Raw genomic sequence first — 21698 nt, forward strand, 5'->3', positions numbered from 1 at the left:
CGGTGTCGCGCCCACACTTCCCGGAAGATTCCCGTACGTCCGCCCCAGCGCTGCCGTGAGGCAGTTAGGGCGACGAGTACTGTGGGACTCGCTTCCGGTCCTCCCGACGGGAGGCGCGCAGCATCAACACTCGACCGAGCAACTCCGACAGTCTGCCATAGCAGGCGGGGGGCTGGCCAATCGAGCCGTAGAGAGTACCCCGGCGGAGTCGGATGCGAAACGCGGGCCTCGATGCCCGCCTCCGGCATCCGGACTTCGCGCCCGTCCACGGGCCGGGTGGCAACGGCCCACGCCGGGTGCACAGGAGACGGAGCCGGGGACACGGGGGCGTGAGCGGGGCGGGTCCCTACACCGTCCGCTGCAACCAGTCGAAGAGCACCTCGCAGTGCTGCTGCGGAGCCATCGGCGAGCAGTGCAGCTGGGCACCGGTCGCGGCGGTGAGCCGCACGTACTCCTTGGGAGCGGTCAGCGCCTCGAACATCTGACGTGCCTGCCCCGGGTAGAACTGCTCGAACTCGTAGTCCAGGACCAGGGTCGGCACCTTGATGCGGCCCACCACGTTGGTCATGGCCAGCGACTGGATCAGCTTGGCCGGGGTGTAGAAGTCGGTGAAGAGCTTGCCCTGGCGGGCGGCGAGCATCGCCGGTACGGAGAACGGCTCGAAGCGCTTCTTCAGGATCGCCGCGTCGGTGCGCGACAGCTTCGGAACCACCTCCTTGTTCCAGACGTTGTTGGTCTCGTCCTTGGTCGCGGCGAGGATCTCCCGGACCTGCTTGGGGAAGCCCAGCCATGGCTCCAGAAGCCCGGGCATGGCCACCAGGGCCGCGATGCGCCCCTCGAAGGCCGCGGCGCGGGCGGTCAGATTCCCCGCCATGCTGAGCCCGGCAAGGGCAATCTTGTTTCCGTTGACATCGGACCGGGCGAGCAGCCAGTCGAGGACGGGCGACACCACGCGCTCCCAGCTGGGGGTGAAGGGCACCCGGTTCACGAAGAGCAGCTGTCCCTGTCCGGGTCCGTCGTACACCAGGGCGTTCCACCCCCGGTCCAGGGCGGTACGGACCCCGTAGGTCCACATGTCCACGTTCTGCCCGTCGCTGCCGTTGGTGAGGATCACCGTGGGTCGGGCCCGCCCCGAGCTGTCCGGCCGGAACAACCACACGGGCAGCGGGGTGCTCTCGTAGGTGACGTTGTCCGTCACGGGAGCCGGGTCGCACAGCCTGCAGAACGCGTCCCAGGCGTCGCGGCCCGCCTGGTACAGCGCCTCCTCGCTGCCGGGCTCGTCGGAACCCAGCACGCAGGTCAGCGCCTGCGCGTAGTACTGCGCCCCCCTCAGGACCCGGAAGCGCATGGTCTCCGCGCCGGATCTGTCGTCGTCGGGCTCCTTCGTCAGACGGTCCCCGAGCCTTCGGAAGGTCTGCGTATAGGTCTGGGCGGAGAGACCGGCCTTGTTGATGGCGTTGACGGCGGTCAGCACCTCCCCTGCGTCGGCAGTGCCCTGCCCGGCTCCACCGAGCGCCCAGAGCCCGCTGAAGTTGAACCCCTCGTCGTCGAACAGCGTCATCACACCGGGGGCGGGGCCGGGCTTCGGAGCGGGTGCCGGGCTTGTACGCACGGTGGCCGGCCTGCGCGCGGGCCTCGGCTTCGGGGCCGTGCACCCGGCGGCCACCGCCGCCCCGGCGGCTCCGACGATCCCGGCGAGGGCGCCGCGCCGACTGGGACCGGGCGTCTGATCAGCCATTACGCTCTTCATGCCAACCGAACATATGAGTCGCGCCTGTTCCGCCGAGGTACGACACCCGCCGTTCCCTCGAACGGCACGGCCCGCGTAACTCCGGTGCCGGAACGGGCCGATCCGCCACGGGGGCGAGGACATCCGTGCGGGCGCCCCGTCGGCCGGGTCCGGCCCGGCAGAAAAGCGAAGAGGCCCGTACGACCGAAGTCGTACGGGCCTCTTCAGGTCAACCACCCCCGAGGGGGCAGACCCTCAAGCGAGTGGACTCACTTGTTGATCTTGATGACCTGGCCGGCGCCCACGGTGCGGCCACCCTCACGGATGGCGAACTTCAGGCCCTCTTCCATGGCGATGGGCTGGATGAGCTCCACCTTCATCTCGGTGTTGTCACCCGGCATGACCATCTCGGTGCCCTCGGGGAGGGTCACAACGCCGGTCACGTCCGTCGTACGGAAGTAGAACTGCGGACGGTAGTTGTTGAAGAACGGCGTGTGGCGGCCACCCTCGTCCTTGGACAGGATGTAGGCCTGCGCCTCGAACTCCGTGTGCGGGGTGACCGAGCCGGGCTTGATGATGACCTGGCCGCGCTCGACGTCCTCGCGCTTGATACCACGGAGCAGCAGACCGACGTTCTCACCGGCCTGGCCCTCGTCGAGCAGCTTGCGGAACATCTCGATGCCGGTGACCGTGGTGGTGGTCTTCTCGGTCTTGATGCCGATGATGTCGACGGTCTCGTTGACCTTGAGGACACCGCGCTCGATACGACCGGTGACGACGGTGCCACGACCGGTGATCGTGAAGACGTCCTCGATCGGCATCAGGAACGGCTTGTCGACGTCGCGCTCGGGCTCCGGGATCGACTCGTCGACGGCCTTCATCAGGTTGAGGACCGACTCGGTCCACTTCGCGTCGCCCTCGAGGGCCTTGAGCGCGGAGACCTGGACGACCGGAACGTCGTCGCCCGGGAACTCGTACTCGGAGAGGAGCTCACGGACCTCGAGCTCGACGAGCTCCAGGATCTCCTCGTCGTCCACCATGTCGGCCTTGTTCAGGGCGACGACGATGTAGGGAACGCCGACCTGGCGGGCCAGGAGCACGTGCTCCTTGGTCTGCGGCATCGGGCCGTCGGTGGCGGCGACAACGAGGATCGCGCCGTCCATCTGCGCGGCACCCGTGATCATGTTCTTGATGTAGTCCGCGTGACCCGGGCAGTCGACGTGCGCGTAGTGACGGGTCTCCGTCTGGTACTCGACGTGCGCGATAGAGATGGTGATACCGCGCTGACGCTCCTCGGGCGCCTTGTCGATGTTGTCGAACGCGGTCGCCTCGTTCAGGTCCGGGTACGCGTCGTGCAGCACCTTGGTAATGGCGGCCGTGAGGGTCGTCTTACCGTGGTCGATGTGACCGATGGTGCCGATGTTGACGTGCGGCTTAGTCCGCTCGAACTTCGCCTTCGCCACTGGGGTCCTCCTGTGGAGTGGTTCTGTACGCCTTACTCATCGGCGCCAGGTGATCTTTGCTGGGGTGCCGCCCGCCGGGGTCCTTCGGGGAGAAGAGCCCCCGGCGGTCGGTGTCAAGCCTAAAGCGTGTGAACGGGGTGCGTTACTCGCCCTTGGCCTTCGCGATGATCTCCTCGGCGACGTTCCGGGGAACCTCGGCGTAGGAGTCGAACTGCATCGAGTAGCTCGCGCGACCCGACGTCTTGCTGCGGAGGTCGCCGACGTAGCCGAACATCTCCGACAGCGGAACCAGGCCCTTCACGACACGGGCGCCGGCACGCTCCTCCATGGCCTGGATCTGGCCACGACGGGAGTTGATGTCACCGATGACGTCGCCCATGTAGTCCTCGGGCGTGGTGACCTCGACGGCCATCATCGGCTCGAGCAGCACGGGGCTGGCCTTGCGCGCGGCCTCCTTGAAGGCCTGCGAACCGGCGATCTTGAAGGCGAGCTCGGAGGAGTCGACCTCGTGGTAGCCACCGTCGATGAGCGTGACGCGGACGCCGGTCATCTCGTAGCCGGCGAGGATGCCGAACTGCATGGCCTCCTGCGCACCGGCGTCGACCGAAGGGATGTACTCCTTCGGGATACGACCACCGGTCACCTTGTTCACGAACTCGTACGAGGCGTCGCCGCCCTCGATGGGCTCGATCGCGATCTGGACCTTGGCGAACTGTCCGGTACCACCGGTCTGCTTCTTGTGGGTGTAGTCCACACGCTCGACGGCCTTGCGGATCGTCTCGCGGTAAGCGACCTGCGGCTTGCCGACGTTCGCCTCGACCTTGAACTCACGGCGCATACGGTCGACCAGCACCTCGAGGTGCAGCTCGCCCATACCACCGATGATGGTCTGGCCGGTCTCCTCGTCCGAGTGGACCTGGAAGGACGGGTCCTCCTCGGCCAGGCGCTGGATCGCGACGCCCAGCTTCTCCTGGTCGCCCTTCGACTTGGGCTCGATGGCGACCTGGATGACCGGCGCCGGGAAGTCCATGGACTCCAGGATGACCGGGTTCTTGTCGTCGGACAGCGTCTCACCGGTGGTGGTCTGCTTCAGGCCCATGACGGCGACGATGTCGCCGGCGCCCACCGACTCGATCTCCTCACGCTTGTTGGCGTGCATGCGGTAGATCTTGCCGATGCGCTCCTTCTTGCCCTTGACGGAGTTCAGCACCGCGGTGCCGGACTCCAGGCGGCCCGAGTAGACCCGGACGAAGGTGAGCTTGCCGAGGTGCGGGTCGCTCATGATCTTGAACGCCAGCGCCGACAGCGGCTCCTCGTCGGACGGCTTGCGCTTGACGACCTCCTCCGGGTCGTTGACGGCGTGGCCCTCGATGGCCTCGACGTCGAGCGGGGAGGGGAGGTAGCGCACGACCGCGTCGAGCAGGGGCTGGACGCCCTTGTTCTTGAACGCGGTACCGCAGAACACCGGGGTGACCGTGGTGTCCTTGGACTTGCCGGAGGCGATGGTGATACGACGGATCGCGGCGTACAGCTGCTCCTCGGAGGGCTCCTCGCCCTCCAGGTACAGCTCCATGATCTCTTCGTCGTTCTCCGCGACGGACTCGACGAGCTTGCCGCGCCACTCCTCGGCCGCCTCGGTGTGCGTGGCCGGGATGTCGACGATGTCGTACATCTCGCCCTTGGTGGCCTCGGCGGACCAGACGAGCGCCTTCATGCGGACCAGGTCCACGACGCCCTTGAAGTCGGCCTCGGCACCGATCGGCAGCTGCATGACCAGCGGCTGCGCACCCAGGCGGTCGGAGATCATGTCGACGCAGCGGTGGAACTCGGCACCGGTGCGGTCGAGCTTGTTGACGAAGCAGATACGCGGAACGCCGTAGCGGTCCGCCTGACGCCACACCGTCTCGGACTGCGGCTCCACCCCGGCGACGCCGTCGAACACCGTCACGGCACCGTCGAGCACGCGCAGCGAGCGCTCCACCTCGACCGTGAAGTCGACGTGGCCCGGGGTGTCGATGATGTTGATGGTGTGGTCGACGTCTTCCAGCGGCCAGTGACAGGTGGTGGCAGCAGAGGTGATCGTGATGCCACGCTCCTGCTCCTGCTCCATCCAGTCCATGGTGGCAGCGCCGTCGTGGACCTCACCGATCTTGTACGAAACGCCGGTGTAGAACAGGATCCGCTCGGTGGTGGTCGTCTTGCCCGCGTCGATGTGGGCCATGATCCCGATGTTGCGGACCTTGGCCAGGTCAAGTGAAGTGGTAGCCATAAGGCTTCAGTCTTCTCTCGGTCTCGATGTGGGTAGCGACTACCAGCGGTAGTGCGCGAAGGCCTTGTTGGACTCGGCCATCTTGTGCGTGTCCTCGCGCTTCTTCACAGCGGCACCGAGGCCGTTGGACGCGTCGAGGAGTTCGTTCAGCAGACGCTCGGTCATCGTCTTCTCGCGACGGGCGCGGGAGTAACCGACGAGCCAGCGCAGCGCGAGCGTGTTGGCGCGACCGGGCTTGACCTCGATCGGAACCTGGTACGTCGCACCACCGACACGGCGGGACTTGACCTCGAGGGTCGGCTTGATGTTCTCCAGCGCGCGCTTCAGCGTGATGACCGGGTCGTTGCTGGTCTTCTCGCGCAGGCCCTCCATGGCGCCGTACACGATGCGCTCGGCGGTGGAGCGCTTGCCGTTCAGCAGCACCTTGTTGATCAGGGAGGTCACCAGAGGAGAGCCGTAGACCGGGTCGATGATGACCGGACGCTTCGGGGCGGGGCCCTTACGAGGCATTCTTACTTCTCCTTCTTGGCGCCGTAACGGCTGCGGGCCTGCTTGCGGTTCTTGACACCCTGAGTGTCGAGGGAGCCACGGATGATCTTGTAGCGAACACCCGGCAGGTCCTTCACACGGCCGCCGCGCACGAGCACGATGGAGTGCTCCTGCAGGTTGTGTCCCTCACCCGGAATGTAGGCCGTGACCTCGATCCCGCTGGTCAGACGCACACGCGCGACCTTACGCAGGGCCGAGTTCGGCTTCTTCGGGGTGGTCGTGAACACACGCGTGCAGACGCCACGACGCTGAGGGGAACCCTCGAGTGCGGGCGTCTTGTTCTTTTCGACCTTGTCCTGCCGGCCCTTGCGGACCAGCTGCTGGATCGTAGGCACTACTTCTCCGGTTTCTGTGTGCCGATGGGTACAGCTAACCTGGAACTTCTCCGACCCACGCGGTCGGGTGTGTCGAATCCCGCAGACTCCCGCCGCAAGACGGAGAGGGCGCAGATCACGGTGGGCGGTGACGGCTCGCCATGCGGTTTCAAGGCACGCACGAGAGCCAGGGCACACCCCAGGCACAAGGTCTGAGCGTACCTACCTCATTCGCTGTGGTCAAAACAAATGGACCCGGCCTGCATCGACGCGCGGAACATGTCAACCCCATGCGCCGTATGTGATCTTCGAATCAACGGTGCGGGCACCTCGGGCCGGTGGCGGCCGACACCCGGGAACGGCACCCGGAACCTCACACCGACACGAGCGCCAGCGCCAGGAACAGCACCAGGACGAGCGCCCAGCCCGCCGTCGAGAGCCAGCCCAGGACGAGCCCGGTCAGCGCCAGCCCGTCGCCGGCCTCACCCCTGCGGCGGATCTCGGCGCGGGCCGCGTGTCCCAGGACGACCGCGGGGATACCCGTGAGACCCGCGGTGGGCAGGCAGAGCAGACCGCAGATCAGGGCACCGACGGCCTTCTCGTTGGTCTTCGGCGGGGGTGGCGGCAGAAACGTCTGCGGCACGGCGTCCGTGCGCAACGCGGGCCCCTGAGGCAGGTCGGCCACCAGCAGGGACAGTTCGCCGAGCGTACGGGCCGTGTACGCCCGTGCGACCCGGTCGTCGAACTCCGGCTGCCCGAGCCGCCCTTCGGCGTACCCCGCCCTGAGCACGTCCACGGCGCGCTCGCGGTCGGCGTGCGAGGCCAGCAGGGACGACGAGGCGGACGGGACGACAGCCTGCCCCGGCCACGGCTGGGGGAACCCACCCTGCACCCGGCCCTGTTGCCAGGGTTGCCACGACGGATTCGACACGGAGCACCTCCCCCGATTTCTCCCATCATGCGCCGTACGGCCCCTCCGGCACAGGTATTGGCGGGCAACGGTTGCGCCGAACGCCGAAGGGCGGTCACTCCGCAATGGAGTGACCGCCCCTCAACTCAGGCTGCTCGCTTACTGGTTGTACGGACCGTAGTCGTAGTCCTCCAGCGGCACGGCCTGGCCGGAGCCCGTGCCGAACGGCGAGTAGTCGATGTCGTCGTAGCCGACGGCCGAGTACATCGCGGCCTTGGCCTCCTCGGTCGGCTCCACCCGGATGTTGCGGTAGCGGGACAGACCCGTACCGGCCGGGATGAGCTTACCGATGATGACGTTCTCCTTGAGGCCGATCAGGGAGTCGGACTTGGCGTTGATCGCCGCGTCCGTGAGGACCCTGGTCGTCTCCTGGAAGGACGCCGCCGACAGCCAGGACTCGGTCGCCAGCGAGGCCTTGGTGATACCCATGAGCTGCGGACGACCGGAGGCCGGGTGACCGCCCTCCTGGACCACACGACGGTTCTCCTGCTCGAACTTCGAGCGCTCGACCAGCTCGCCGGGCAGCAGCTCGGCGTCGCCGGACTCGATGATCGTCACACGGCGGAGCATCTGCCGGATGATGATCTCGATGTGCTTGTCGTGGATCGACACGCCCTGCGAGTTGTACACCTTCTGGACCTCGCCGACCAGGTGGACCTGGACGGCGCGCTGACCCAGGATGCGCAGCACGTCGTGCGGGTTGGTGGCACCCACGGTGAGCTTCTGGCCCACCTCGACGTGCTCGCCCTCGCCGACCAGGAGTCGGGCGCGCTTCGAGATCGGGAACGCCGTCTCGTCGCTGCCGTCGTCCGGCGTGACGACGAGCTTCTTGGTCTTCTCGGTCTCCTCGATCCGAACACGGCCCTGGGCCTCGGAGATCGGGGCGACACCCTTCGGGGTACGGGCCTCGAAGAGCTCGACGACACGGGGCAGACCCTGGGTGATGTCGTCACCGGCCACACCACCGGTGTGGAAGGTACGCATCGTCAGCTGGGTACCGGGCTCACCGATGGACTGGGCGGCGATGATGCCGACCGCCTCACCGATGTCGACCAGCTTGCCGGTGGCCAGCGAGCGGCCGTAGCACATGGCGCAGGTGCCGACGGCGGACTCGCAGGTCAGGACCGAGCGGGTCTTGACCTCCTCGATGCCCTGCAGGATCAGCTCGTCGATGAGCACGTCGCCCAGGTCGGTACCGGCCGGGGCCAGCACCTTGCCGTCGACGACGATGTCCTCGGCGAGGCAGCGCGCGTACACGGACGTCTCGACGTTCTCCGCCTTGCGCAGGACGCCGTCGGCACCGCGCTCGGCGATGTGCAGCTTGAGGCCGCGGTCGGTGCCGCAGTCCTCCTCGCGGATGATGACGTCCTGCGAGACGTCCACCAGACGACGGGTCAGGTAACCCGAGTCGGCGGTACGCAGGGCGGTGTCCGCGAGACCCTTGCGCGCACCGTGCGTGGAGATGAAGTACTCCAGCACGGACAGACCCTCACGGAACGACGCCTTGATGGGCCGCGGGATCGTCTCGTTCTTCGCGTTCGACACAAGACCACGCATACCGGCGATCTGACGCATCTGCATCATGTTGCCTCGTGCACCCGAGTTCACCATCATGAAGATCGGGTTGGTCTTCGGGAAGTTCTCGTTCATCGCCTCGGCGACCTCGTTGGTCGCCTTGGTCCAGATCGCGATGAGCTCCTGTGTGCGCTCGTCCTTGGTGATCAGACCGCGCTCGTACTGCTTCTGGACCTTCTCGTCCTGCGCCTCGTAGCCCTTGACGATCTCCTTCTTCGCCTCGGGAACGACGACGTCGGAGATGGCGACGGTGACGCCGGAACGGGTCGCCCAGAAGAAGCCGGCCGCCTTCAGGTTGTCGAGCGTCGCCGCCACGATGACCTTCGGGTAGCGCTCGGCGAGGTCGTTGACGATCTCGGAGAGCTGCTTCTTGCCGACCTCGTAGTCGACGAACGGGTAGTCCTCGGGCAGCAGCTCGTTGAAGAGCGCACGGCCCAGCGTGGTCCTCAGACGGAAGCTGTCACCCTGCTGCCACTCCGGCTCGCCCTCCTCCTGGGCCGGCGGGGTCCAGCCGCGCGGCGGGATGGTGCCCACCGGGAAGCGGATGTCCACGCGCGACTGCAGCGAGAGCTCGCCGGCGTCGAACGCCATGATCGCTTCGGCCACGGACGCGAAGGAGCGGTCCTCGCCCTTCACGTTCCGCATCTCGCCGTCCGTGGTCAGGAAGAACAGACCGAGGACCATGTCCTGGGTCGGCATCGTGACCGGGCGGCCGTCGGCCGGCTTGAGGATGTTGTTCGAGGACAGCATCAGGATGCGGGCCTCGGCCTGCGCCTCCGCGGACAGCGGCAGGTGCACGGCCATCTGGTCGCCGTCGAAGTCCGCGTTGAACGCGGTGCAGACGAGCGGGTGGATCTGGATGGCCTTGCCCTCGACCAGCTGCGGCTCGAAGGCCTGGATGCCGAGGCGGTGCAGCGTGGGCGCACGGTTCAGCAGAACCGGGTGCTCCGCGATGACCTCTTCCAGCACGTCGTACACGACCGTGCGGCCGCGCTCGACCATGCGCTTGGCCGACTTGATGTTCTGCGCGTGGTTCAGGTCCACCAGGCGCTTCATCACGAACGGCTTGAACAGCTCCAGCGCCATCGCCTTCGGCAGACCGCACTGGTGCAGCTTCAGCTGCGGACCGACGACGATCACGGAACGCGCCGAGTAGTCGACACGCTTGCCGAGCAGGTTCTGACGGAAACGGCCCTGCTTGCCCTTCAGCATGTCGCTGAGGGACTTCAGCGGGCGGTTGCCGGGGCCCGTGACGGGGCGGCCGCGACGACCGTTGTCGAAGAGGGCGTCAACAGCCTCCTGAAGCATGCGCTTCTCGTTGTTGACGATGATCTCCGGGGCACCGAGGTCCAGGAGCCTCTTCAGACGGTTGTTGCGGTTGATCACACGGCGGTACAGGTCGTTCAGGTCGGAGGTCGCGAAGCGGCCACCGTCCAGCTGCACCATCGGACGCAGGTCCGGCGGGATGACCGGCACGCAGTCGAGGACCATGCCCTTGGGGCTGTTGGAGGTCTGCAGGAACGCGGACACGACCTTCAGCCGCTTCAGCGCACGGGTCTTCTTCTGGCCCTTGCCGGTGCGGATGATCTCGCGGAGACGCTCGGCCTCCTCGTCGAGGTCGAAGGACTCCAGGCGCTTCTGCAGCGCCGCGGCACCCATCGAACCGTCGAAGTACGTGCCGAAGCGGTCACGCAGCTCGCGGTAGAGCAGCTCGTCGCCCTCGAGGTCCTGGACCTTGAGGTTCTTGAAGCGGGTCCACACCTCGTCGAGACGGTCGATCTCGCGCTGCGCACGGTCGCGCAGCTGCTTCATCTCGCGCTCGGCACCCTCGCGCACCTTGCGGCGCACGTCGGCCTTGGCACCCTCGGCCTCCAGCTCGGCCAGGTCGGCCTCGAGCTTCTTGGCGCGGGCCTCCAGGTCGGCGTCGCGGCGGTTCTCGATCTGCTGCCGCTCGACGGAGACGTGCGCCTCCAGGGAGGGCAGGTCACGCGTACGGCGCTCCTCGTCGACGTACGTGATCATGTACGCCGCGAAGTAGATGACCTTCTCGAGGTCCTTCGGGGCAAGGTCGAGCAGGTAGCCCAGCCGCGACGGCACACCCTTGAAGTACCAGATGTGCGTGACGGGGGCGGCCAGTTCGATGTGGCCCATCCGCTCACGGCGCACCTTCGCACGCGTGACCTCGACGCCACAGCGCTCGCAGATGATGCCCTTGAAGCGGACGCGCTTGTACTTGCCGCAGTAGCACTCCCAGTCCCGGGTGGGGCCGAAGATCTTCTCGCAGAAGAGGCCGTCCTTCTCGGGCTTGAGGGTGCGGTAGTTGATGGTCTCGGGCTTCTTGACCTCGCCGTGGCTCCACTGACGGATGTCGTCAGCGGTGGCCAGGCCGATCCGGAGCTCGTCGAAGAAGTTGACGTCGAGCACTATGCGTCAATCCCTCTCAGGGTCGTAAGTCGTTCGGTCTGTACGGGGGCCTGGGGGTCGGCGGGTCTGGTGATCAGACCCGCCGGACTCCCGTCAGACCTCTTCGACGCTGCTCGGCTCACGCCGGGACAGGTCGATGCCGAGCTCCTCCGCAGCGCGGAAGACGTCCTCGTCGGTGTCACGCATCTCGATGGACATACCGTCGCTGGACAGCACCTCCACGTTCAGGCACAGGGACTGCATCTCCTTGATGAGCACCTTGAAGGACTCGGGGATGCCGGGCTCGGGGATGTTCTCGCCCTTGACGATGGCCTCGTAGACCTTCACGCGACCGGTGACGTCGTCGGACTTGATGGTCAGCAGCTCCTGGAGGGCGTAGGCGGCGCCGTAGGCCTCGAGGGCCCACACCTCCATCTCGCCGAAGCGCTGGCCACCGAACTGGGCCTTACCACCCAGCGGCTGCTGGGTGATCATCGAGTACGGACCGGTCGAACGGGCGTGCAGCTTGTCGTCGACCAGGTGGTGCAGCTTCAGGATGTACATGTAGCCGACCGAGATCGGGTCCGGGAACGGCTCACCGGAGCGGCCGTCGAACAGCCGCGCCTTACCGGTCGGGAGGACCAGGCGGTCCCCGTCGCGGTTCGGGATGGTGTGCTGCAGCAGACCCGCCAGCTCGTCCTCGCGGGCACCGTCGAAGACCGGGGTCGCGACGTTGGTGCGCGGGGCGACCTGGTCGGCGCCGATGGCCTGCAGGCGCTGGGCCCACTCCTCGGCCAGTCCGGACACGTCCCAGCCGCGGCTGGCGAGCCAGCCGAGGTGGATCTCCAGGACCTGTCCCGGGTTCATTCGGGACGGCACACCCAGCGGGTTCAGGATGATGTCGACCGGGGTGCCGTCCTCCAGGAACGGCATGTCCTCGATCGGCAGGATCTTGGAGATGACACCCTTGTTGCCGTGGCGGCCGGCGAGCTTGTCACCGTCGGTGATCTTGCGCTTCTGGGCCACGTAGACGCGGACCAGCTGGTTCACGCCCGGCGGCAGCTCGTCGCCCTCCTCGCGGTCGAAGACGCGCACGCCGATGACCTTGCCGGTCTCACCGTGCGGCACCTTCAGCGAGGTGTCACGGACCTCACGGGCCTTCTCACCGAAGATCGCGCGCAGCAGACGCTCCTCGGGGGTCAGCTCGGTCTCGCCCTTCGGGGTGACCTTGCCGACGAGGATGTCACCGGCGATGACCTCGGCACCGATACGGATGATGCCGCGCTCGTCCAGGTCCGCGAGGACCTCCTCGGAGACGTTCGGGATGTCCCGGGTGATCTCCTCGGGGCCGAGCTTGGTGTCACGGGCGTCGACCTCGTGCTCCTCGATGTGGATCGAGGAGAGGACGTCGTCCTGCACGAGGCGCTGCGACAGGATGATCGCGTCCTCGTAGTTGTGACCCTCCCACGGCATGAACGCCACGAGCAGGTTCTTGCCCAGGGCCATCTCACCGTTCTGGGTGGCCGGACCGTCGGCCAGCACCTGGCCGGTGATGATGCGGTCGCCCTCGTTGACGATGACCTTCTGGTTGACCGAGGTGCCCTGGTTGGACCGGGAGAACTTGGCCAGGCGGTACGTGATGTACGTGCCGTCGTCGTTGGCGGTGGTGATGTAGTCCGCGGAGACCTCCTGGACCACACCGTCCTTCTCGGCCTTGACCACGTCGCCGGCGTCGACCGCGGAGCGGTACTCCATGCCGGTGCCGACGAGCGGGGACTCGGACTTGATCAGCGGCACGGCCTGCCGCATCATGTTCGCGCCCATGAGGGCACGGTTGGCGTCGTCGTGCTCGAGGAACGGGATCATGGCGGTCGCGACCGACACCATCTGGCGCGGCGAGACGTCCATGTAGTCCACGTCCTCGGGGCTGACGTAGTCGACCTCACCGCCGCGGCGGCGGACCAGCACCCGGTTCTCGGCGAAGCGGAGCTCGTCCGTCAGCGTGGCGTTGGCCTGCGCGATGACGAACCGGTCCTCCTCGTCGGCGGTCAGGTAGTCGACCTCGTCGGTGACCTGGCCTTCGTTCACCTTGCGGTACGGGGTCTCGACGAAGCCGAACGCGTTGACCCGGCCGTAGGAGGCGAGCGAGCCGATCAGACCGATGTTCGGGCCTTCGGGCGTCTCGATCGGGCACATGCGGCCGTAGTGCGAGGGGTGCACGTCACGGACCTCGAAGCCGGCCCGCTCACGGGAGAGACCACCCGGGCCGAGCGCGGACAGACGACGCTTGTGCGTCAGCCCGGACAGCGGGTTGTTCTGGTCCATGAACTGGGACAGCTGGCTGGTGCCGAAGAACTCCTTGATGGAGGCGACGACCGGCCGGATGTTGATCAGGGTCTGCGGCGTGATCGCCTCGACGTCCTGCGTGGTCATGCGCTCGCGCACGACGCGCTCCATGCGGGCCAGACCCGTGCGGACCTGGTTCTGGATGAGCTCGCCGACGCTGCGCAGGCGGCGGTTGCCGAAGTGGTCGATGTCGTCCGTCTCGACGACGATCGTCCCGCCGGAGTCGCCGACCGTCTCGGTCTCGCCCGCGTGCAGCTTGACCAGGTACTTGATCGTCGAGATGACGTCCTCGACGGTCAGGATGCCCGCGTCGAGCGGAGCGTCCGCACCCAGCTTCTTGTTGACCTTGTAGCGGCCGACCTTGGCCAGGTCGTAGCGCTTGGGGTTGAAGTACAGGTTCTCCAGGAGCGTCTGCGCGGCCTCACGCGTGGGGGGCTCGCCCGGACGCAGCTTGCGGTAGATGTCGAGCAGCGCGTCGTCCTGGCCCTGGGTGTGGTCCTTCTCCAGGGTGGCGCGCATGGACTCGTACTCGCCGAACTCCTCGAGGATCTGCTCGGTGGTCCAGCCGAGCGCCTTCAGGAGAACGGTCACGGACTGCTTGCGCTTGCGGTCGATACGAACACCGACCATGTCGCGCTTGTCGATCTCCATCTCCAGCCAGGCACCCCGGGACGGGATGATCTTGGCCGAGAAGATGTCCTTGTCGGACGTCTTGTCGATGGTGGAGTCGAAGTAGACACCGGGCGAGCGGACCAGCTGCGACACCACGACACGCTCGGTGCCGTTGATGACGAAGGTGCCCTTGTTCGTCATGAGCGGGAAGTCGCCCATGAAGACCGTCTGGGACTTGATCTCACCGGTCTCGTTGTTGGTGAACTCGGCCGTGACGAAGAGGGGCGCGGCGAACGTGAAGTCGCGCTCCTTGCACTCGTCGATGGAGTTCTTCGGCGGCTCGAAACGGTGGTCGCGGAACGTCAGCGACATCGACCCGGAAAAGTCCTCGATCGGGGAGATCTCCTCGAAGATCTCCTCGAGACCGGACTTGGTGGGGACGTCCTGACCGGACTCCAGAGCCTCCTCGACGCGAGCCTTCCACACGTCGTTGCCGAGCAGCCAGTCGAAGCTCTCGGTTTGCAGCGCGAGAAGGTTCGGAACCTCGAGGGGCTCCTTGATCTTTGCAAAGGAGATGCGCAGCGGGGCGGTGCTGGCGCCGTTGTTCATATTCGCGGTCGAGGCAGTGCGCGAGGCGGCCAAGAGGGGGTCCTTCCGAGGGCTCGGACTCACTACGCGCGTCCCGGTCCCCGTCGGGCACAGAGATGGAAAGTCCCAGGTCAGAGACTTCTGATCGGTGTGCTCGGGCAAGGGGCGTGCTCCTGGTGACGGGCAGGAGACAGCTAACAGGCAGCGCAAAGGGTCAGTGTAGCCACTTGGCACACTGATGTCCAGTGCGAGTTTTCAGCGCTCACGATGGAGGCCCTCGTTGTCCCTCAACACCTGCGGGAAGCCACGCCCTCGATGCACATCGATACTGCCCTCTTCGTCGTCGATCCATGCCTCGGATTCGGATCGTTGTGACGACGCGTCCTGAGAATTGCGCGCTGCGTGCAGTTCGTCAAGGCCCCCCTTGCTCAAACCGGGTGCTGCCATCGTCACTTGCAACCTGTCACCGGGGCCCTCGGGAGGCACGACGAAGATCACCATACTCCCCGCGGCGGCGGTCGCAAGGCAGCCGCCGCCGGTCCCCCGGGAACGGCGAAGAGCGACCACCCGGATGGATGATCGCCCTTCGGTGCGTCCGCGTTACAGCCTCCCGGGTGAGCAGCGATCGGGCCCCGAGAGAGCCGTCTGCGCTGTTCGAGTGAACCGTGTCCCGCGTACGCGAAAGGGCCGTACGAAGCCGAAGCCTCGTACGGCCCAGTGAGCCCTGTGCGGGCCCGTGAGTCCGGTGCGGACCCGAGGAGGTGTTACTTGACCTCGACGGAGGCGCCGGCGCCCTTGAGGGACTCGGCGGCCTTCTCGGCGGCGTCCTTCGCGACCTTCTCCAGGACGGGCTTCGGGGCGCCGTCCACCAGGTCCTTGGCCTCCTTCAGGCCGAGGGAGGTCAGCTCGCGCACGACCTTGATGACCTGGATCTTCTTGTCGCCGGCACCGGTGAGGATGACGTCGAACTCGTCCTTCTCCTCCTCGGCCTCGACGGGGGCACCGGGGGCACCCGGGGCGGCGACGGCGACCGCGGCGGCGGCAGTGACGTCGAACTTCTCCTCGAACGCCTTCACGAACTCGGAGAGCTCGATGAGGGTCATCTCCTCGAACTGCGCGAGCAGGTCTTCCTGGCTGAGCTTCGCCATGATGGGCGATCCTTCCCTTGATTCGGCTGGTGCCGGATGTACATGTCTGGCGGGCGTACGTTCGGCCCGCTACGACCGTCGCCTCAGGCGGCGGTCATGTCGCGAGCCGAATTACTCGGCACCGCCCTGCTCGGCCTGCTTGGCGCGAAGAGCGTCCACGGTGCGGACGAGCTTCGACGGGAGCGCCTGGAAGACCTGAGCAGCCTGGGTCTGCTTGCCCTTGAAGGCACCCGCCAGCTTGGCGAGCAGAACCTCGCGGGACTCGAGGTCCGCGAGCTTCTTGATCTCGTCGGCGGACAGCGCCTTGCCGTCAAGGACACCGCCCTTGATGACGAGGTTCGGGTTGTCCTTGGCGAAGTCACGAAGACCCTTCGCCGACTCCACCGGGTCACCGGTGACGAAGGCGACCGCCGTCGGACCGTTGAACAGGTCGTCGAGCGTCGTGATCCCGGCCTCGTTGGCCGCAATCTTGGTCAGCGTGTTCTTCACCACGGCGTACTGGGCGTTCTCACCGAGCGACCGGCGCAGCGTCTTGAGCTGCGCCACGGTGAGACCCCGGTACTCGGTCAGCACGGCGGCGTTCGAGCTGCGGAACTGCTCCGCGAGCTCGGCCACCGCGGCAGCCTTGTCGGGCCTTGCCATAGAGCGTCGGCCTCCTTCCGGGTGATGGGACCGCTCGGAAGGGGCTGGACAAAACGAACGCCCCGGCGCAGGCGCACGGGGCGGACTCGACCGGCCGTACGCGCGATGCACGCACATACTCCGGGAGTTCTTCCTCTGTCACCTGCGCGGGCCGTCCGCAATCCAGCGGATCCTTCGGTCACCGCACCCTCTTGCGAGTGCACAGCGACGACCAGCGGTCTTTGGCTTCGGAAGGAAGCGTAAGGGAACGGATCGCTGTCAAGCAAATCCGTTCCCCCGCGGGCTCAGCCCTGCTGGGCGTCCTTCATCGCGTCGGCGAAGGAGAACGTGTCCTTGGCGGGCGGAGCCGTCACCGTCACCGGCTTGTTGAAGTCGAGGAAGGTGATGGTCGTGTCCAGAGGGCCCTTCTCGGTGTCGCTGCGCATCCGGAACTGCTTGGTGTGGTCGCTGCCGTCGATCCACATGTCCATGCTGATCGCGCCGGCGCCCATCTTCTCGTACGCGTCGATGCTCTTCTCGCGCCGGTCGAGGGTGGCCTTGTCCAGGTGCTGCTTCTTCAGGGCCGCACGCATCTCGGCGACCGAGATCTCGCCCTTGTAGTGCGTGGTCTTCACGCCGCCGACGGTCTCGGTGCCGACCTTCGTCACCCGCTTGGAGTCGGTGAGGAACGTGGACTCCTGGGCCGGGTTCCGGTCGGCCTGCCCGGCGCCGAGCTGGTCGGCGCCGAGCTCCTTGTCCATCCCCAGCGCGGACAGATCGAACTTGAGCCAGCTCTTGCCGTTCAGCTCCTTGGCGGCCTCGGCACCACCGCCGATGTACATCACCTGGTCGACAAGACGGATCTCGACCGGCCCGTCGGTGTCCTGGCCCGCGACCGTCATCTTCATGGACATGGCGAGCGGCTTCAGGCTCATCCGGGCCTCGCCGCTGACCTTGCCCTCACCCGGGACCGTGCCGGTCATCCGGTAGTGCATGGATGTGATCTGCTCGGCGTTCTTCGCGGCCTTGGCCACGGCGGCGGCGGGCGTCATCCGCGGGGACTCCTCCGCACCGCCCTTGGAACAGGCGACCGCTCCGCCGCCCAGAACCAGCGCCGCGAGCGCCGCACCCGCCGCGCCACGCCCCATCGCACCACGCACAGCAATCATCAAGAATTCCCCCAGGGAACATACTGTCGATCCATAGCAAGACCGCGAGCGTAACCCGGCCGGACGCCAGGGGCTCGCGATTTCCGTGTGCTGCGGGTGACCTTCACATGTCACGAACTCTGCTTGCTCAGCAGGTCCTTGAAGTCGGCGGTGTCCGCGGCGGGAGGCCTTTCGGCCACGACCCGCACCCCGTAGTCGCGGTAGTACGCGGTCGAGGACATCCGCCCCGTCGTCAGCTCCCCGCGCTCGGCCTTCTTCACCAGCAGGTCGTGCTCGTCGACCCAGATGTCCACGGTCTCCGTGGTGACCCCGGCCTGTTCCAGCCGCTCCTTGAGATCGGCGGTGGCGGCGCCGGTGAGGGTGGCGGTGATGATCGTGCCCGTGTAGCGGGTGGTACGCCGGCCGCGCACCGTCTCCTCGCCGACCCTGCGCAGGTTCCCCGAGGCGAGCAGGAGGCGGACCGGCTGGAGCGGGGCGGTGTTGCGCAGCTGGTCCGTCAGCTGCGTCCCGGTGCCTCCCGGGAGGGCCGCGAGGTCGTCGTAGGCGTATCTGATCCAGTGCCGGCCGTCCAGGCGCCGGGCGAACGACGTGCCGACCTTCGCGTAGTAGGCGTCCGGCAGCAGCCGGGCCTCCATGGAGGTGCTGTTCAGCTTGCGCATGGTGTCGGCGAGCGATCCACCGGTGTAGGTGATGCGAAGCGTGCCGACGGATCGGCCGGACCAGCCGAGGGCGCCGTCCGTGCGCAGCGAGAGCATCCCGCCCATGACCGTCGTGGACTCTATCCGTGCGGAGCCGGCTCTGACGGTGGCCCGCTCCACGGCACGCAGGGCCGGCGCCGAGCGGGGGTCCACGCCCCCGCCGGAGGGCACCGCGGCCGCCTTGGGGGCGTCGTCGCCGGAGGAGCTGCAGGCCGCGACGGCGGCCAGCGCGGCGGCCACCGCGATCGGCAGGATCCCGCGCCGCACGATCCGGTCCCTCATCCGTTCCCCCCTTGTGCGCTCCGTGATCATCACGCTAACTCCGAGCCGGGAGGAACGGCACGCATCTGCGGCGGAACGGCATGTGCCCCGTGTCGCACACGGGGTACGCAGAGGGGGCGCACCGGCCGCGCGAAGCCGTTGCGGGCGCCCGGGACACGGGCCGGAGAACACGGCCGGCCCCGCACCCGGGAGGGTGCGGGGCCGGCCGTCAGCTGCGCGTGCCCGCGGCTGCCGTCGGTGTCAGACGGCGGCCGGGTCCTCCTCGGTGAGGAGGTTGCGGGTGCGGTTCGGGTCGACCGGAACGCCGGGGCCCATCGTCGTGGCGATGGCGGCCTTCTTGATGTAGCGACCCTTGGCGGCGGACGGCTTCAGACGAAGGATCTCGTCCAGAGCCGCACCGTAGTTCTCCACCAGCTTGGAGTCGTCGAAGGACGCCTTGCCGATGATGAAGTGCAGGTTCGAGTGCTTGTCGACGCGGAACTCGATCTTGCCGCCCTTGATCTCCGTGACAGCCTTCGTCACGTCCGGGGTCACGGTGCCGGTCTTGGGGTTCGGCATCAGACCACGGGGACCGAGCACGCGGCCGAGGCGGCCGACCTTGCCCATGAGGTCCGGGGTGGCGACGACGGCGTCGAAGTCCAGACGCCCCTTCGCCACCTCGTCGATCAGCTCGTCGGCGCCGACGATGTCGGCGCCCGCGGCACGAGCGGCCTCGGCACGGTCACCGGTCGCGAAGACCAGGACCCGGGCGGTCTTACCGGTGCCGTGCGGGAGGTTCACGGTGCCACGGACCATCTGGTCGGCCTTGCGCGGGTCGACACCCAGACGGAAGGCGACCTCGACGGTGCCGTCGAACTTGGTCGTGGAGGTCTCCTTGGCGAGACGGACGGCCTCGAGCGGGGCGTAGAGCTTCTCCCGGTCGACCTTGGCGTCCGCAGCGCGGAGAGCCTTGCTGCGCTTGCTCACAACTGCTCCTGTGTGTTCTGAAAGGAGTCGTGGTACGGGCCGAGCAGGCCCTGCCACGTGCGGCCGTCAGCCGCATGGTTCTGCGAAGGTGGGGTTCAGCCCTCGACCGTGATGCCCATGGAACGCGCGGTGCCCGCGATGATCTTCGAGGCGGCGTCCAGGTCATTGGCGTTGAGGTCGGGCATCTTGGTCTGGGCGATCTCGCGGACCTGCGCCTGGGTGATCTTGGCGACCTTGGTCTTGTGCGGCTCGCCGGAGCCCTTGTCGACGCCCGCGGCCTTGAGGATCATCTTGGCGGCCGGCGGAGTCTTGGTGATGAAGGTGAAGGAACGGTCCTCGTAGACCGTGATCTCCACCGGGATGACCCAACCGCGCTGCGACTCGGTCGCGGCGTTGTAGGCCTTGCAGAACTCCATGATGTTGACGCCGTGCTGACCCAGCGCCGGGCCGACCGGCGGAGCCGGGTTGGCAGCGCCGGCCTGGATCTGGAGCTTGATGAGCCCCGTGACCTTCTTCTTCTTGGGAGGCATTCCGGGTCCTCTCCCGTTTTCTGTTTCGATTTCCAAGCGCCCAAGGGCAAGACAGCCCGAAGGCAACCGCACAACCCTAACGGGAATCCTTGTGCGGCCAAAAACCGAGCAGGTCAGACGGGCTGTGCAGCCGTCTGACCTGGCCGGTGGCTCATCCGCCGGAAGGTGGTCCTTCGGGCGGTGACACACAAGTCTCTCATGCGCGGTGGGCCGCTTCGGCCGCGCCCGGCACCGCCGCCCCGTCCGGCACCGGCCTCATCCGCCGGCGGCGGACACCAGACGGACGGCACCGACCGTCGTCCCGATCGCTCCGAGCACCCCCGCCGTGGCCCTCAGCACGGCCGGAGTGAGGACGGCGCCCACCCTCGGACGACCGGCCACACGGCGGTGAAGCCGCCGCGCGCTGTCGCCCACGTCGCATGCCACCGCCACCATGGCCGCACCGGTCAGGAGGTCGTACGCCGCCCTGCTCCAGGCATTCACCGTGGTCCCCTCCCGTGCCGCGCGGACCCGCGCAGGAGCCGAAGGCGTCCCGCGGTCCAGGACCCTCCCGAACACGACAGAGCCCCCGTCCAACGGGAAACCGCTGGTCGGGGGCTCTCTCGGATGAGCGTCTGCTCAGTTCTTCTGGATCTGGTCGAAGCTCAGCTCGACCGGGGTCTCGCGGCCGAAGATCTCCACGAGGCCCTTGACCTTCTTGGAGTCGGCGTTGATCTCGTTGATGGTCGCCTGCAGCGTGGCGAACGGGCCGTCGGTGACGGTGACCGAGTCGCCGACCTCGAAGTCCAGCACCTGAACCTCGACCTTGCGCTGCGGCGCCGGCTTGCCCTCGGCCTCGGCGGCCTCGCGGGCGGCCTTCTCCTCCGCCTCCGGGGCGAGCATCTTGACGATCTCGTCCAGGGTCAGCGGGTACGGGTCGTAGGCGTTGCCCACGAAGCCGGTGACGCCGGGGGTGTTGCGGACGACGCCCCAGGACTCGTTGGTCAGATCCATGCGCACCAGCACATAGCCGGGGAGCTTGTTCTGACGGATGGTCTTGCGGTCGCCGTTCTTGATCTGGACGACCTCTTCCTGCGGCACCTCGGCCTGGAAGATGTAGTCCTCGACGTTCAGCGACACGGCGCGCTGCTCGAGGTTGGTCTTCACACGGTTCTCGTAGCCGGCGTACGTGTGGATCACGTACCACTCGCCGGGCAGGCTGCGCAGCTCCTCGCGCAGGGCCTCGACGGGGTCGACGGGCGCGGCCTCCTCCTCGCCGGCGACCTCGTCCTCCTCCACGACGTGCACGGCGGCCGTCTCGGCCGGCTCGCCCGCCTCGGCTTCCGCAGCCTGGAACTCGTCCACCTCGTCCGCGCCCTCGACGATGTCGAGCTCGTCATCCACGGACTCGTCCGGCTCGATGGCGTCGTTCAGGTTCGGGTCAGACACGGTGGCTGCTTCTTCCTGGATACATAGGGGTAGAACAT

The 21698-nt window shown here is 67.2% G+C and carries 16 protein-coding genes; all 16 read right to left on the minus strand.

Going from position 1 to position 21698, the window contains the following annotated elements:
* Window positions 1-346 precede the first annotated feature (346 nt).
* The 16 genes from ACSHXN_RS17715 to nusG all read right to left on the minus strand — a co-directional run bounded on the left by ACSHXN_RS17715 (window position 347) and on the right by nusG (window position 21660).
* A complete protein-coding gene (locus ACSHXN_RS17715) occupies window positions 347-1738 on the minus strand; it encodes an alpha/beta hydrolase family protein (RefSeq protein WP_438303332.1) in 1392 nt (463 codons plus the stop codon).
* Between the two features lie 260 nt (window positions 1739-1998).
* Window positions 1999-3192, minus strand: a complete 1194-nt coding sequence (gene tuf / locus ACSHXN_RS17720; RefSeq protein WP_355140807.1) for an elongation factor Tu — start codon at window positions 3190-3192, stop codon at window positions 1999-2001.
* 142 nt (window positions 3193-3334) lie between these two features.
* A complete protein-coding gene (gene fusA, locus ACSHXN_RS17725; protein WP_355140808.1) occupies window positions 3335-5461 on the minus strand; it encodes an elongation factor G in 2127 nt (708 codons plus the stop codon).
* 39 nt (window positions 5462-5500) lie between these two features.
* Window positions 5501-5971 (minus strand): 30S ribosomal protein S7, encoded by a 471-nt coding sequence (gene rpsG / locus ACSHXN_RS17730; RefSeq protein ID WP_005481264.1) that lies wholly within the window; start codon window positions 5969-5971, stop codon window positions 5501-5503.
* A gap of 2 nt (window positions 5972-5973) precedes the next feature.
* Complete coding sequence (gene rpsL / locus ACSHXN_RS17735; RefSeq protein WP_003948652.1) at window positions 5974-6345, minus strand: 30S ribosomal protein S12; 372 nt, start codon at window positions 6343-6345, stop codon at window positions 5974-5976.
* A gap of 352 nt (window positions 6346-6697) precedes the next feature.
* Window positions 6698-7255 (minus strand): DUF1707 and DUF4190 domain-containing protein, encoded by a 558-nt coding sequence (locus ACSHXN_RS17740; RefSeq protein ID WP_355140809.1) that lies wholly within the window; start codon window positions 7253-7255, stop codon window positions 6698-6700.
* Between the two features lie 138 nt (window positions 7256-7393).
* Complete coding sequence (locus ACSHXN_RS17745; RefSeq protein ID WP_355140810.1) at window positions 7394-11293, minus strand: DNA-directed RNA polymerase subunit beta'; 3900 nt, start codon at window positions 11291-11293, stop codon at window positions 7394-7396.
* A 93-nt stretch (window positions 11294-11386) separates the two neighbouring features.
* On the minus strand, window positions 11387-14872 hold the full coding sequence (gene rpoB, locus ACSHXN_RS17750) for a DNA-directed RNA polymerase subunit beta (protein WP_355140811.1): 3486 nt from the start codon (window positions 14870-14872) through the stop codon (window positions 11387-11389).
* Window positions 14873-15582: 710 nt separating this feature from the next.
* Window positions 15583-15966 (minus strand): 50S ribosomal protein L7/L12, encoded by a 384-nt coding sequence (gene rplL / locus ACSHXN_RS17755; RefSeq protein ID WP_355140812.1) that lies wholly within the window; start codon window positions 15964-15966, stop codon window positions 15583-15585.
* A gap of 111 nt (window positions 15967-16077) precedes the next feature.
* Complete coding sequence (gene rplJ / locus ACSHXN_RS17760; RefSeq protein ID WP_059127163.1) at window positions 16078-16608, minus strand: 50S ribosomal protein L10; 531 nt, start codon at window positions 16606-16608, stop codon at window positions 16078-16080.
* Between the two features lie 284 nt (window positions 16609-16892).
* A complete protein-coding gene (locus ACSHXN_RS17765) occupies window positions 16893-17756 on the minus strand; it encodes a DUF1396 domain-containing protein (protein ID WP_355140813.1) in 864 nt (287 codons plus the stop codon).
* A 110-nt stretch (window positions 17757-17866) separates the two neighbouring features.
* The gene (locus tag ACSHXN_RS17770) at window positions 17867-18736 is read right to left on the minus strand and encodes a hypothetical protein (RefSeq protein WP_356293744.1); all 870 of its coding nucleotides are present in this window, start codon (window positions 18734-18736) and stop codon (window positions 17867-17869) included.
* A gap of 240 nt (window positions 18737-18976) precedes the next feature.
* Window positions 18977-19702, minus strand: a complete 726-nt coding sequence (rplA, locus tag ACSHXN_RS17775) for a 50S ribosomal protein L1 (RefSeq protein WP_355801719.1) — start codon at window positions 19700-19702, stop codon at window positions 18977-18979.
* Between the two features lie 95 nt (window positions 19703-19797).
* Complete coding sequence (rplK, locus tag ACSHXN_RS17780; RefSeq protein WP_355140816.1) at window positions 19798-20232, minus strand: 50S ribosomal protein L11; 435 nt, start codon at window positions 20230-20232, stop codon at window positions 19798-19800.
* Window positions 20233-20487: 255 nt separating this feature from the next.
* Entirely contained in the window at window positions 20488-20715 is a 228-nt protein-coding gene (locus ACSHXN_RS17785; protein ID WP_355801717.1) for a hypothetical protein, read from the minus strand.
* Between the two features lie 135 nt (window positions 20716-20850).
* Window positions 20851-21660 carry a transcription termination/antitermination protein NusG gene (nusG, locus tag ACSHXN_RS17790; RefSeq protein ID WP_059127158.1) on the minus strand — a complete coding sequence of 270 codons (810 nt, stop codon included), beginning with the start codon at window positions 21658-21660 and terminating at the stop codon, window positions 20851-20853.
* Window positions 21661-21698 lie beyond the last annotated feature (38 nt).

Origin of the sequence: Streptomyces sp. HUAS TT11 (genome assembly GCF_051553595.1) — a bacterium.
Classification (GTDB): Bacteria; Actinomycetota; Actinomycetes; order Streptomycetales; family Streptomycetaceae; genus Streptomyces.

Excerpts from the sequence above, each read along its gene's own strand:
- ACSHXN_RS17770 (WP_356293744.1), bottom strand. The coding sequence starts at position 18,736 with ATGAGGGACCGGATCGTGCGGCGCGGGATCCTGCCGATCGCGGTGGCC.
- rpsG (WP_005481264.1), bottom strand. The coding sequence starts at position 5,971 with ATGCCTCGTAAGGGCCCCGCCCCGAAGCGTCCGGTCATCATCGACCCG.
- rplJ (WP_059127163.1), bottom strand. The coding sequence starts at position 16,608 with ATGGCAAGGCCCGACAAGGCTGCCGCGGTGGCCGAGCTCGCGGAGCAG.
- fusA (WP_355140808.1), bottom strand. The coding sequence starts at position 5,461 with ATGGCTACCACTTCACTTGACCTGGCCAAGGTCCGCAACATCGGGATC.
- rplL (WP_355140812.1), bottom strand. The coding sequence starts at position 15,966 with ATGGCGAAGCTCAGCCAGGAAGACCTGCTCGCGCAGTTCGAGGAGATG.
- ACSHXN_RS17715 (WP_438303332.1), bottom strand. The coding sequence starts at position 1,738 with ATGGCTGATCAGACGCCCGGTCCCAGTCGGCGCGGCGCCCTCGCCGGG.
- rplK (WP_355140816.1), bottom strand. The coding sequence starts at position 20,232 with ATGCCTCCCAAGAAGAAGAAGGTCACGGGGCTCATCAAGCTCCAGATC.
- ACSHXN_RS17765 (WP_355140813.1), bottom strand. The coding sequence starts at position 17,756 with ATGATTGCTGTGCGTGGTGCGATGGGGCGTGGCGCGGCGGGTGCGGCG.